The organism is Rhodanobacter thiooxydans (genome assembly GCF_021545845.1).
Taxonomy (GTDB): Bacteria; Pseudomonadota; Gammaproteobacteria; order Xanthomonadales; family Rhodanobacteraceae; genus Rhodanobacter.
On record NZ_CP088923.1, the window covers coordinates 3588660 to 3601424 of the forward strand.

Annotated in this window: 11 protein-coding genes and 3 pseudogenes; 11 read left to right on the forward strand and 3 right to left on the reverse strand. The window is 67.9% G+C overall.

The window, feature by feature from the left end; genetic code table 11:
- Positions 1-50: 50 nt before the first annotated feature.
- Complete coding sequence (rsmI, locus tag LRK53_RS16300) at positions 51-881, reverse strand: 16S rRNA (cytidine(1402)-2'-O)-methyltransferase (RefSeq protein ID WP_027493160.1); 831 nt, start codon at positions 879-881, stop codon at positions 51-53.
- A gap of 344 nt (positions 882-1225) precedes the next feature.
- On the opposite strand from rsmI, the gene LRK53_RS16305 reads away from it, so the two are divergent.
- From LRK53_RS16305 to LRK53_RS19270, 10 genes and pseudogenes are all read left to right on the forward strand, one after another.
- Positions 1226-3157, forward strand: coding sequence for a penicillin-binding protein activator (locus LRK53_RS16305; RefSeq protein WP_027493161.1), 1932 nt, complete (start codon positions 1226-1228; stop codon positions 3155-3157).
- A complete protein-coding gene (locus LRK53_RS16310) occupies positions 3157-3513 on the forward strand; it encodes a YraN family protein (protein ID WP_008433738.1) in 357 nt (118 codons plus the stop codon). The genes LRK53_RS16305 and LRK53_RS16310 overlap by 1 nt, the downstream gene beginning before the upstream one ends.
- A gap of 58 nt (positions 3514-3571) precedes the next feature.
- Positions 3572-4945, forward strand: coding sequence for an FAD-binding oxidoreductase (locus tag LRK53_RS16315; protein WP_027493162.1), 1374 nt, complete (start codon positions 3572-3574; stop codon positions 4943-4945).
- 62 nt (positions 4946-5007) lie between these two features.
- Positions 5008-5637, forward strand: coding sequence for a uracil-DNA glycosylase family protein (locus tag LRK53_RS16320; RefSeq protein ID WP_185754660.1), 630 nt, complete (start codon positions 5008-5010; stop codon positions 5635-5637).
- Between the two features lie 106 nt (positions 5638-5743).
- Positions 5744-7024: a nucleoside permease gene (locus tag LRK53_RS16325; RefSeq protein ID WP_027493164.1), complete on the forward strand. Its 1281-nt coding sequence runs from the start codon at positions 5744-5746 to the stop codon at positions 7022-7024.
- Between the two features lie 80 nt (positions 7025-7104).
- Positions 7105-7719, forward strand: coding sequence for a TonB-dependent receptor plug domain-containing protein (locus LRK53_RS16330; protein WP_027493165.1), 615 nt, complete (start codon positions 7105-7107; stop codon positions 7717-7719).
- A 26-nt stretch (positions 7720-7745) separates the two neighbouring features.
- Positions 7746-8828 carry a PepSY-associated TM helix domain-containing protein gene (locus LRK53_RS16335; protein ID WP_037089976.1) on the forward strand — a complete coding sequence of 361 codons (1083 nt, stop codon included), beginning with the start codon at positions 7746-7748 and terminating at the stop codon, positions 8826-8828.
- 60 nt (positions 8829-8888) lie between these two features.
- Positions 8889-9338 (forward strand): annotated as a pseudogene (locus LRK53_RS19330) (CDP-alcohol phosphatidyltransferase family protein); the annotation flags it as partial.
- A gap of 56 nt (positions 9339-9394) precedes the next feature.
- Positions 9395-9523, forward strand: a pseudogene (locus tag LRK53_RS19265) (hypothetical protein); the annotation flags it as partial.
- Between the two features lie 113 nt (positions 9524-9636).
- Positions 9637-10089: an IS66 family transposase gene (locus tag LRK53_RS19270; protein ID WP_255324884.1), complete on the forward strand. Its 453-nt coding sequence runs from the start codon at positions 9637-9639 to the stop codon at positions 10087-10089.
- Here LRK53_RS19270 and ltrA read toward each other — a convergent pair.
- On the reverse strand, positions 10049-11377 hold the full coding sequence (ltrA, locus tag LRK53_RS16350; RefSeq protein ID WP_037089979.1) for a group II intron reverse transcriptase/maturase: 1329 nt from the start codon (positions 11375-11377) through the stop codon (positions 10049-10051). The two genes, LRK53_RS19270 and ltrA, sit on opposite strands and share 41 nt — an antisense overlap.
- Before the next feature lie 506 nt (positions 11378-11883).
- Here ltrA and LRK53_RS16355 point away from each other — a divergent pair.
- Positions 11884-12105 (forward strand): annotated as a pseudogene (locus LRK53_RS16355) (transposase domain-containing protein); the annotation flags it as partial.
- Between the two features lie 216 nt (positions 12106-12321).
- Here LRK53_RS16355 and LRK53_RS16360 read toward each other — a convergent pair.
- Positions 12322-12762 carry a VOC family protein gene (locus LRK53_RS16360; RefSeq protein ID WP_185754662.1) on the reverse strand — a complete coding sequence of 147 codons (441 nt, stop codon included), beginning with the start codon at positions 12760-12762 and terminating at the stop codon, positions 12322-12324.
- Positions 12763-12765: the final 3 nt, after the last annotated feature.

The window sequence follows — 12765 nt, forward strand, 5'->3', positions numbered from 1 at the left end:
GGATTCGGGATTGGGGATTCGGGATTCGGAAAAGCTCGCCGAAACCAGCTTCACGATTCATACAAGGTCTTGCGCGGCGCGCCGCTGATCGCGGCCGCGAGTTTGGCGGCCTTGGCCGGGGGCAGCTCCTCGCGCAGGATGGCGAACACGCGCTGGCCCTCGGCCAGCTTCGCGTCGGCTTCCTCGCCGCGGCCGGCGACCAGGATCACGCATTCGCCGCGCTGCTGGTCGGGATCGTTCGCCACCCGTGCGGCCAGCTCCGCCAGCGGCTTGCCGATCACCGTCTCGAACAGCTTGGTCAGCTCGCGCGCCAGCACCGCCTCGCGCCCGGCGCCGAACACGTCGCGCATGTCGGCCAGGCTTTCGGCGACGCGGTGCGACGACTCATAGAAGATGAGCGTGCGCGCGTCGCCGGCCAGTTCCTGCAGCCGGCTGCGCCGCGACGCCGCCTTCGGCGGCAGGAAACCCTCGAACACGAAACGGTCGCTGGGCAGGCCGGCCACCGACAGCGCGGCGATCGCCGCGCAGGCGCCCGGCACCGGAATGCAACGGATGCCGGCGGCGCGCGCGGCGCGCACCAGCCGGAAACCCGGATCGCTGATCAGCGGCGTACCCGCATCGGAGATCAGCGCCACCGCCTCGCCAGCCTGCATGCGGCGCACGATCGACTCCACCGCCTCGCGCTCGTTGTGCTCGTGCAGCGCGATCAGCGGCGTGTCGATGTTGTGATGCACCAGCAACGGCCGGCTGTGGCGGGTGTCCTCGGCGGCGATCACCGCCACCTGGCGCAGCGTGTCGATGGCGCGCGCGGAAAGATCGTCGCGATGGCCGATCGGCGTGGCGACCACCCACAGGGAGCCTAATTCCGAGAGCCTGTTCATGATCTCCAAGTGCCCCGCGTTGTCATCGAGCGACTGTCAGGTGGTAGCGCGTAGCGCAGCGCCTGACTGGTTGTCAGGCCAAGCTGCGAGCGGCCGCCTGGCGGCCGCTCGATGGCAACCCGAAGGGCCGGGTCTGTTTGCCCGCATGTCGGCGTCATCACTCGGTCGTGGACGGACATCCACTCCTTCGTTCTTCCTTGACCAGCGCGCAAACAGTTCCCGGCGCGGGGCACTTGGAGATCATGAACAGGCTCTGGTGACATCTGCAAACTCCTGCGCCGTAAGCCGGCAAGTCGATCCGCTATGATCGCGCATTGATGACCATGACGAACAAGGGAATTCCCATGCGCTTCATGCGCCTCTCGCGCGTCGCCGCGACCGCACTGCTGGCCGCCCTGGTGCTGGTCGCCTGCGTGCCGGCCAACACGCCGCGTTCGCCGACCGAGCTCGCCGCCGCGCAGAGCGCCGAAGCGCTGTCCCGCCAGGGCCAGTTCGACCAGGCCGCGCAGGCGTGGCTGGCGCTCGCCGCGCAATCGCGCGGCCACGCCGACAGCTACCGCCTGCTGGCCGCCGAGGCGTGGCGCGAGGAAGGCCAGCTCGACCGCGCCATCCCGGTACTGGCGGACATCAAGCGCCAGCGCCTGAGCGGCGACGAACCGCTGCGCTTCGACCTGCTGCAGGCCGAGCTCGCGCTCGACCGGCATGACGCCGCCACCGCGCTGCGGCTCACCACCCAGCCGAACGTGACGGTGCCCGCGCCACTGCAGTTGCGCCTGCTGGAGTGGCGCGCCCGCGCCATGGCCGCCAGCGGCGATCGCTGGGGCGCCGCCCGTACCCGCGTGCAGATGGACGGCCAATTGAGCGGCTACGACCACTCCCAGAATCGCCAGCAGGTTCTCGACCTGCTGGGCCAGGTCGGTGTCGACTCGCTCAAGCAGCGCGCCGCCGCGATGCAGCGCGGCGACCGCATGCTGCCGTGGGTGAACGAAGCGCTGAGCCGGCTCGGCGTCGCCGTGGCGCAGCCATCGCCGGAGCTGCAGCAACCGGTCGGCACCCTGCTGCCCGGCGCCGACGCGAACGTGCGCGAGGGCTACAAGGCGCCCAGCCAGGTCGCGCTGCTGCTGCCCAGCGACGGCAATTACGCCGCGGCGAGCACGGCCATCCGCGAAGGCTTCTTCGCCGCCTACCTCGACGCCGGGCGCAATCACGCGCCGCGCCCGTCGGTGCGCGTCTACGACAGCCAGGGCACCGCCGACGGCGCGGTCAAGGCGTACCAGCAGGCGGTCAGCGACGGCGCCCGGCTGGTGGTCGGCCCGCTGACCCGCGGTGAGGTCGCCGCGGTGTTCAGCCAGCCGCGGCTGCCGGTGCCGCTGCTGGCGCTGAACCACCCCGACGACAAGCAGTTGCCTGCCGGCGACGCTAGCGAATTCGGCCTGCTGCCGGAGACCGAAGGCGCCCAGGCCGCCGACCACATGGTCGAGCGCGGCCTGCGCCGCGTCTACGCAGTGGTTTCCACCGACGACTTCGCGCAGCGCGCCGCCGGCGCGTTCAAGGCCGAGCTGGCGGCGCGCGGCGGCGAGTTGGCCGGCATGGTCACCCTGCCGCCGGGCGTCACCAGTTACGCCAGCCTCATCGCCGGGCTGAAGCTTCCCGCCGGCACCAGTGCAGCGGCGGCGCCAGGCCAGCCCGCGGCAGCCGGCACCACCACGGCGCCTGCCGCCAGTGGCGCGGTCGGCGACACCGGCATCTTCATCAGCATGCGACCGGAGCAGGCGCGCCTGCTGCTGCCGCAACTGCGCATCGCGCAGGTGAACCTGCCGGTGTTTGCCACCTCGCACGTCTACGAAGGCAGCGACGACGTCGCCGCGAACCGCGATCTCGACGGGGTGGAATTCTGCGACGCGCCGTGGCTGTTCGACGCCCAGCCGGGCCTGCCCAACCACGACGGCATCGCCGCACGCCTGCCGGCCGCGCGCGGCGGCGCAGCGCGGCTGTTCGCGTTCGGCATGGATGCATGGAACCTGGTGCCCTACCTGGAATGGCTGCGCGCCCACCCGGGCAGCTACGTGCCCGGCGCCAGCGGCCAGCTCGCCGCCGACCAGTTCGGTCGGGTACGTCGGGTGCTGATCTGGGCGCAGTTCCAGAATGGCCTGGCGCGCCCGCTGGGCGGCAGCCTGCAACTGGACGACGCGCCCTCGAACGCGCCGCCCGCCAGCGCCGAGCCTGCGCCGGCGGGCTCCGCGCCAAGCGGAACCTTCCAGCCCGCCGCGAACTGATGCGCGCCGCCGGCGACGATTTCGAGCAGCGCGCCTGCGGCGAACTGGAACGCGCCGGCCTGAAACTGCTGGCGCGCAACTACACCACCCGCCACGGCGAGCTGGACCTGGTGATGCGCGACGGCGACGCCGTGGTCTTCGTCGAGGTGCGCTACCGGCGCAGCGCCAGCCATGGCGACGCCGTCGCCTCGGTCACCGCGGCCAAGCAGGCCAAGCTGATTCTTGCCGCGCAACACTGGCTCGCCGCGCACCCGCAGCACGCGCGGCGCAACTGCCGCTTCGACGTGGTGAGCTACGACGGCCCACCCGAGGCGATCCGCCGCGAATGGTTGCGCGGCGCGTTCGAAGCCGGCTGATCAGGTTCGGCTGATCTGGCGCAGCAACTTCTTCCCGCGAGTGGATTACGCTTTGTCGATGCCCCTGCCTGATGCACTGTTCGCCCGCCTGCGCGACATCTTTCCCGGCGACGCGCTCGCCACCCGCGAGGCCGAGCGACGCGCGTTCGCCCGCGACAACTCGCGCTACGAGCAGTTGCCCGAGGCCGTGGTGTTCCCCACCTCGCACGAACAGGTGGAGGTGCTGGTACGCGCCTGCCGCGAACATCGCGTACCGCTCACCGCCCGCGGCGGCGGCACCAGCTCCACCGGCGCCGCGGTGCCGGTGGCAGGCGGCGTGGTGGTGAGCTTCACCCGCATGGACCGCATCCTGCACATTGCTCCCGACGATCGCCTTGCCGTAGTGCAGCCGGGCGTCACCAACGAGGTGCTGCAGCAGGCGCTGGCGCCACACGGTTTCTTCTGGGCGCCGGACCCGGGTTCGGCGCCATGGTGCACAGTGGGCGGCAACCTCGCCTGCAATGCGGGTGGACCGCGCGCGGTGAAGTACGGCGCCACCCGCGACAACGTACTGGGCCTCGCCGGCGTGGCCGGCAGCGGCGTGGCTTTCCGTACCGGCACGCACACCACCAAGGACTCCACCGGCTATGACCTGACGCGTCTGCTGGTCGGCTCGGAAGGCACGCTGGCGCTCATCACCGAAGCCACGCTGAAGCTCACGCCCCGGCCTGCCGCGCTGCGCTCGCTGCGCGCCACCTATCGCGACACCGTATCGGCGGCGCAGGCGGTGGCGCGCATCATGGCGCAGCCGGCGACGCCTTCGGCGCTGGAGTTCATGGATGCATTGGCGCTCAAGCTGGCACGCGATCACGTGCCGGACGCCGGCGTGCCGGAGGCGGGTGCCCTGCTCCTGATCGAGGTCGATGGCACGCCGGAGACGGTAGGCTTTGCGCAGGACGCCGTGGCGCGCGCCGCGCACGGCGATGGCCTGATCGCGCTGGACGTGGCAGCGGACGCCGGCGGGAACGCCGCGCTGTGGGCCGCGCGCAAGGCGCTCTCGTTTGCCCAGCGCGCGGTGACCGAGCACAAGATCAACGAGGACGTGGTGGTACCGGTGAGCCGCCTGCCCGCGCTGGTGGACGGCGCCCAGGCGCTGGCGGCGAAGCACGCGGTGCCGCTGGTGTGCTTCGGTCACGCCGGCAACGGCAACCTGCACGTGAACCTGCTGCCACGCGACGTGGACGAAATCGAGCGCGCCTACGCGGCGCTGCCCGAGCTGTTCGCGCTGGTGCTGGCGCTGGGCGGCACGCTGTCGGGCGAACACGGCATCGGCCTGGTCAAGCGCGAGTTCATGCCGCTGGCGCTGGAGCCGGCCACGCTGGGGCTGATGCGCGGCATCAGGGCCGCGTTCGATCCGGACGGCATCCTCAATCCGGGGAAATTGCTGCCTTGAGCGGCGGGATGCGGGATTTCGAATTACCGGACACACGAAAGCGGTAGCGGGAGTGGTTGCAGATGGGAAACGGGAGAAGCACGGTCAACCTTGGGCAGCAGCACACCCTGGACGCGTTGCTGACGGAGATCCGCTGTGGCCATACCTGCGCGATGCAGCAGCCGCCGGGGCGGCGGCCGGTACTGCAGGCTTCCACGCGCTCGCGCCTGCTGATCGTCAGCCAGGCACCGGGGCGCAAGGTGGAGGAGAGCGGCATTCCGTTCGACGACGTCAGCGGTGAGCGCCTGCGCGACTGGCTGCGGATCGACCGCGCCACGTTCTACGACGCCGATCGCGTGGCGATCGTGCCGATGGATTTCTGCTACCCGGGCAAGGGCAGAAGCGGCGACCTGCCGCCACGGCCGGCGTGCGCGGCCATCTGGCATCCGCGCCTGTTCGCGTTGCTCGGCCAGGTGCAGCTGACCCTCGCCATCGGGCAGTACGCGCAGGTAGGCATGCTCGGTGACGCGCGCGATGCCACGCTCACGGACACCGTGCGCAACTGGCGCACGCACCTGGCCCGCGGCGTGCTGCCGCTGCCGCATCCGAGTCCGCGCAACCGCCCGTGGGTAATGCACCACCCGTGGTTCGAGGCCGAGCTGCTGCCGGTGCTGCGCGAGCGCGTGGCCGTGGCGCTGGCCGACACCGATTGAGCTGCCGCATCGCACCTTGCCGCTTGGCGCCGGCGTCGTCTAACCTGCCCTGCCACGACATCGTGGCCACGGGGTCGACCCCGGCCTTGCAGGGGAAACCTCGTCCATGAGCCTCAAGCTCCGCCTTACCGTACTCAATTTCTTCCAGTACTACATCTGGGGCGCCTGGCTGCTGACCATCGGCACCTGGTGGTTCCAGACCCAGCACTGGTCGGGCACCAGCTTCGGCGCGATCTTCTCGACCATGGGCATCGCCTCGCTGTTCATGCCGTCGCTGGTCGGCATCGTGGCGGACAAGTGGATCAACGCCGAACGCCTGTACGGCATGCTGCAGATCGCCGGCGCGGTGGTGCTGTTCGCGATCCCGCACGTGCGCGACCCGGAGCAGATGTTCTGGGTGACGCTGCTGAACATGTGCTTCTACATGCCCACCATCTCGCTGGCGATCACGGTGGCCTACAACGCGCTCAAGCAGGACGGCCTGGACGTGGTGGCCGCCTACCCGCCGATTCGCGTGTGGGGCACGATCGGTTTCATCGCCGCCACCTGGACCACCAGCCTGCTCGGCTTCAAGGCTTCGCCGGCGCAGTTCCACGTGGCCGCGGCCGCCTCGCTGCTGCTGGGTCTGTATGCCTTCACCCTGCCCAAGTGCCCGCCCAAGCTGGGCGCTGCCCAGGGGCGCAGCCTGGTCGATCGGCTCGGCCTCACCTCGTTCGTGCTGTTCAGGAACCGCAACATGGCGGTGTTCTTTATCTTCGCCATGCTGCTGGGCGCGGCGCTGCAGTTGACCAACGCCTATGGCGACGCCTTCCTCAGCGACTTCGTCAAGGTGCCCGAGTACGCCAACCTGCTGGCGGTGAAGTACTCCACCATCATCATCTCGATCTCGCAGTTTTCCGAAACCGCCTTCATCCTCACCATCCCGTTCTTCCTGAAGCGCTTCGGCATCAAGGCGGTGATGACGATGAGCATGCTGGCCTGGGTGCTGCGCTTCGGCCTGTTCGCGTTCGGCGACCCGGCCGGCGGGCTGTGGATGATCGTGCTCTCGTGCATCATCTACGGCATGGCGTTCGACTTCTTCAACATTTCCGGCTCGCTGTTCGTCGAGAGCCAGGCCGACCCGAAGATCCGCGCCAGCGCGCAGGGCCTGTTCATGCTGATGACCAACGGCGTCGGTGCAGTGCTGGGCAGCCTGATCGCCGGCTTCGTGATCGACCACTTCTTCACCAACCACCAGTGCAACGATGCGGTGGCGATCTGCAAGGACTGGCAGGGCATCTGGCTGGCGTTCGCCAGCTATTCGCTGGTGATGGCGCTGCTGTTCGTGCCGCTGTTCAAGCACCGACACGATCCGGTCGCGGCGCAACGGGCCGTGCCGACGCACTGAACCGGGCGAAGCAGGTGCGGCGGCATTTATTATTGAGAATCATTTTCATTTAATATGCGCCTCCTCAACTGGAGGTCTCCATGTCGTTTTGCGCCCGCTCGTCCTTATCGGTTGCGTTCACTCTTGCGGGCGTCGCCCATGCCGCCGACCAGAAGGGCGCTGTCGAACTCAAGCGCGTCGAGGTTTCCGAAAGCACGCTGCACACGCCGCAGAGCCAGTGCGCGATGCCGACCACGATCACGGTGATCACCGCCGAGGACCTGCGCCGGCAGCTGGCGATCAACCCGGATCTCTCCGACGCCATCGGCAACCTGCTGCCCTCGTTCGCCCCCTCGACGCAGAAGCTCAGCTCGCGCGGGCAGACCCTGCGCGGGCGCAACCCTCCGTACATGGTCGACGGCGTGCCGCAATCGAGCCCGCTGCGCAACGGCTCGCGCGACGCCTACACGATCGACCCGGCGATGATCGAGCGGATCGAGATCGTCGAGGGCTCCAACACGATGCAGGGCCTGGGCGCCGCCGGCGGCCTCATCAACATCATCACCAGGCGGGCACCGAAACGGGACGGCGCGCGCCAGGACGTCACCGTCGGCACCAGCGCGCCCACTCGCGGCGGCCATGGGCTGGACGACGACGACCCGTACTTCGCCGGCCGCGGCCGCGTGGTTTCGCACACCTGGCAGCAAGCGTCTTGAGCGGGCCCGCCGCCACTGCCGGACCGATGCCCTGGCGACTGCGCGGACGCACGCGGCAGTGGCTGCAGCGGCTGCACCTGTGGCTCGGCCTCAGCGTCGGCATGGCGTATGCGCTGATCGCGCTCAGCGGCAGCCTGCTCGCCTGGCAGCAGCCGTGGTTGCGCATGGCTTACCCACAGCTCACCGGACACGCCCTGCCCGACGCGGCGCAACGCGCGGCGGTGCTCGCACGCATCGCCACGGAATGGCAGCCACAGGACCTGCGCGCGACCGACCTGCCGCTGCCCGGCCTGCCGGTTTGGCAGCTGTATTTCGGCGACGGCGCGCGCCGTTACCTCGACCCGGCCAGCGGCGAGCTGCTGCTGACGCGCGCGCCGCGCGGCGACGCGCTGCAGGTGCTGCTTGAATGGCACACCCACCTGCTGGGCGGCGAGACCGGCAAGGAACTACTGGGCATGCTCGGCTGGCTGGTGCTGTGTCTGCTCGCGTCCGGGCCGCTGCTGTGGTGGCCGGGCCGACGCCACGTCGCCGCCAGCCTGCGCCCGCACGCGCAGCCGTCCACGCGGCGCTGGCTGAGCTGGCACCGCAGTACCGGCGTGCTCGCGCTGCCGCTGATCCTGCTGCTCAGCCTCACCGGCACGCTGATGGTCTACGGCAAAGGCACCGGCCGGCTGCTGGGCGCGGTATTCGCCGAAGCGCCGCCGCCATCGCCCCCGGCGCCGATCGCGTGGCGCGATGCGCCGATCGACTGGACCGCCGCGCTGGCCGCCGCCGAGCGCGCACTGCCGGGCGCCGCGCTGCACCGCGTGACGCTGCCGGAGGCGCGCAACGGCCAGCTGGTGATCCGCGCGCAGGCACCCGGCGAGTGGCACCAGGTCGGGCGCAGCACGATCTGGCTCGACCCCTGGAACGCCAGCGTGCTCGGCCACCTCGACGCTACCGCCAGCGGCGCCGGCACGCGCATGAACAACGCGGTCTACCCGCTGCACTCCGGCGGCGTCGGCGGCATGCCGTGGCGCGCGCTGGTGACCGCCGCGGGCGTGCTGCCGCCGTTCTTCCTGGTGACCGGCTTCCTGTTCTGGCGTGCGCGCATGAAACGGCGCGGCTGAGGTCGATACCGGTGGCGGCCCACCCGCGCTAGCATGCGCGCTGGACACGGGGGATACGCCATGCAGGGCGCCAATCGACGCCCCATCGCCGTGCGCGGCAGCGGCTGGGCGCAACGCATCGCCGCGGCGCTGGCGCGCAGCCGGCTGACGCCCAACCAGATCTCCGTGCTCAGCGTGCTGTTCGCGCTGGCCGACGCCTGGGCGCTGCTGGCCCTGCCTGGCGCAGCCGGTGCGCTGCCGTGCGCGCTGGCGATCGGGCTGCGGCTGTTGTGCAACCTGTTCGACGGCATGGTCGCCGTCGAGGGCGGCAAGGGTACGGCGACCGGCGCGCTCTACAACGAGCTGCCGGACCGGCTGACCGATTCGCTGTTCCTGGTGGCGCTGGGCTACGCGATCGCGCTGCCCTGGCTCGGCTGGCTGGCCGCCCTGCTGGCCGCGCTCACCGCCTATATCCGCGTACTGGGCGGCGCCCTGGGCCACGCGCAGGATTTCCGCGGACCGATGGCCAAGCCGCACCGCATGTGGCTGCTGGGCGTGGCGCTGGTCTTGGCAGCGCTGCCGCCGGTGTGGCGCCAGCCGATCCTGTTCGCCTATCGCAGCACCGGTACGCAGCCCATCGTCCTCTTCGATTATGCGCCAGCCGCGCCGGTAAGCACGCCGTCGCGTTCCTCGACACCTGGCGTGGTGCGTTGATGGTGGACAACTACGGCGGCTACAAGGCGCTGTTTGCCGCCGGCGTCACCGAACTGGCCTGCTGGGTGCATGCGCGGCGCACTTCGTCGATGCGCACCAGGCCAGTGGCAGCCCGCTGGCCAGGGAGGCGATCGACCGCATCGTCGAGCTTTACGCCATTGAAGCCAAGCTGCGCGACCTCGACGATGCCACCCGCCTGCGCGAGCGACGCCGCCATCTCGCCCCCCGGCTCGACGCCTTCAAACACTGGCTGGATGGCCTTCAGCCCAAGGCTCTGGGCAACAGCGGTCTGAGCCGCGCCGTCCATTACACTCTCCGACGCCGGGAGGCGCTTATGCGCGTCCTCGACGACGGCGCCTGGCCGATCGGTAGAGTCGAGATGTGGCGCGGTGGCGTTAGGTTTGGCATATCGGTTGCCGCCTCTTTCGATCGGCGGTGCCTTACTGTCCGGACCATGACTCCGTTTCCACATCCCGCTCATCGAACCGTACGTGCAGATTTCCCGCATACGGCTCTCTTTCAGTGCATCAGACCTTCGCGTTCGACAAGTTCATGCGTGGCGACGTGAGGCGTATCAGTCCCCATTTCTCATGAAGACATTGGTCGGAGTACTGGCGGTACCCCGTTCCCTTGCGGCCTTGTTTTCGCATCAACCAGATTCGTAGCCGTCGTCGGGTGTAGTCCTGTACAAGTCGATAACTGGAAGACACCGGCCCTTGGTTAAAGTAGCCAGCCCAGCCTCGAAGCAGCGGATTGAGTTCGTCAATCCGTGAGGACACATCCTTGTTGAACCATCGCGACGACGTAGCGTCGTGGACTTTCCGAAGTACGCTCTTGATGGCCTTCTTCGATGGAGCCGAACCCCAGTACGGGCGCCCGTCCTTGCCAAAGAAGCGGCCGACGGTGTAACCGAGAAAATCGAAGCGCTCGGCCGGCAATCGAACCAGCCGGGTCTTCTTCTCGTTGACCGTCAACCCCAGTTGCGTCATCAAGTGGCGCACCACCTCCAGCGCTCGCTCGCCTCGTCCTGACGGACAGAGGATCACGAAGTCGTCTGCGTAGTTGACCACCTCGGCACCCAGTTCTTGTGCGTATCCGAAGCGATGCCACGCCAGCATGAAGCGCCGGAAATACAGGTTGGCCAGAAGGGGCGAAATGATGCCGCCTTGCGGCGTGCCGCGATGATGGCTTTTCGCCTCGGTGCTGATGCGTACGCCCTGTGGCCTACGCTCCATCACCGCCGCATCCAGCCACCGTCGAATCATCGCCAGCAACGTGCCGTCGGCGATCCGACGGGCGACACAACGCATCAGGTCGCCGTGGGGAATGGTGTTGAAATAATCGGACAGGTCCGCATCGACGACTTCACGCGCTCCACGTTGAGTAATACCAAAATGGATGCAACGCAACGCCATCTTCGCGTCACGCCCCGGCCGGAAACCAAACTGCCGAGGCGAGAGGTCTTCATCGAAGATCGGGCCGATCACCAGCAACACCGCCATCTGCACTACCCGGTCCCGTATCGTTGGAATACCGAGCGGCCGTTCCCCTCCATTGGCCTTGGGGATCCATACGCGCAACAGGGGCATTGGCCGATAACTCTTGGCGCGCAACTCCTGCTGCAATCTTTCCAACCAGCACCCGCGTCCGTGGTCTTCAATATGCTCGAAGCGCTCTCCATCGCTGCCCGGCGCACCGTGATTGGCACGGCACCGTCGGTATGCTTCGTCGAGCACGTCCGTGCGACACACCTTGTCCCACAGACTATGGAAACGTGCGGTCGGTTCTGCCTTGGCTTTCGCCTGCAATGCGGTCTGCAACGTCCGAACCTTTTCGGGCGAGGTTCCTAGACTCATCGTCAATCCTCGGGTTCTTGCCACGTTCCGACATTTGCCCTGAAACAGGGGGCCTTGGCTCCACCGGCATTACCCGGCTTCGTCGCTACTACGCCCCCATCCGCCATCCGCTCCGGCCGGCTCCACCTCTCACGAGGCCGCCGTTGCACGGTTGCCTTCCGCGCACCGATGCGGACTTCCCTTGTTGCGTCAATGATCATGACTACGCGTGCTGCCACCACTACCCCGGTGGGATCCTCGGATGCGTTTCTCGCTCGCTTCTCCGACGACGACGGCCTTTCCCGTTATTGTGGCGGGTCGGCTCCCACAACGATGTTTCGAGGCCTGCTCAGTGTTCACTCACGTTGCGGCCCGCGTAGCGCGCTGACCTCCTTCGAGGCCGTTTCAGGAAGTGCTTCAGCCCATTCGTTGCCTCTTGGACCGCCCCTTGTGCTTCCGGCTGGAACGAGAGTTTGCCGGGTCGGTTTCGCACCGACGAACCATTGACACCTTTACAAGGCACACACAACAACCCCATCAAAAACGCCATCCGGCCCATCCCCGTCGGTCGCAAGAACTGGCTCTTCGCCGGCTCCGAAACCGCCGGTCGGCGCGCCGCGGCCATCATGAGCCTGATCGCCACCGCCAAGGCCAACGGCCTTGAACCCCACGCTTGGCTCACTGACGTCCTCACTCGACTACCCACAACCAAGGACCGCGATATCCACACGTTACTGCCATTGGCATAGCCACCTGGCGGGCAACAAGGTGTGACGGGCGGACGCTTACGGACAACCTCATGTCCGTGGTGATCTCCACACTCATTCAGATGAGTACGGGGGTCCCCGCGATGCCTGCGCATCCACGCCCGGCAGACATGAGAGAATCGCCCGTCCATCGCCAATGGCTTTCGGATGGCCTTGCGCAGCGCAGACGTCCAGACGTCCGAAACAAACGCCAGTCGGCTAGTCAGAAGCCGCATCAATGATGTGCATTCGCACCTCACCGAGCAATGGTTCTCTGAAGTATGAGATGCGCCAGTCCTTGTACGTGGAGTACGGACTGCTCACCATGTCGACACCGCGAGCTACCAGTTCCGAATAGGTACGTTCGACGTCATCGACCCCGAAGCCAATGTGATAGAAGCCTTCCCCATGTTCCTTCAGGTGGCGGTGCAGCTCACTGTCCGCGGCTACCGGTGCTACCACCTCGAGATTCATGTTGGCCAATCTGAAAATGGCTACTTCCGCACCGCGGCTCGGAACGGGCCCGCGTTCACCAACCTTGATGCCGAGCAGCCTCTCGAACCGTGCCACGGCCCGGTTAAGATCAGCCACCACGAACGCCAGGTGATGGACCCGGTCGATGGTTGGCGAAGCTTCCATTTGACTGGCCTCTGTGGTCACGAT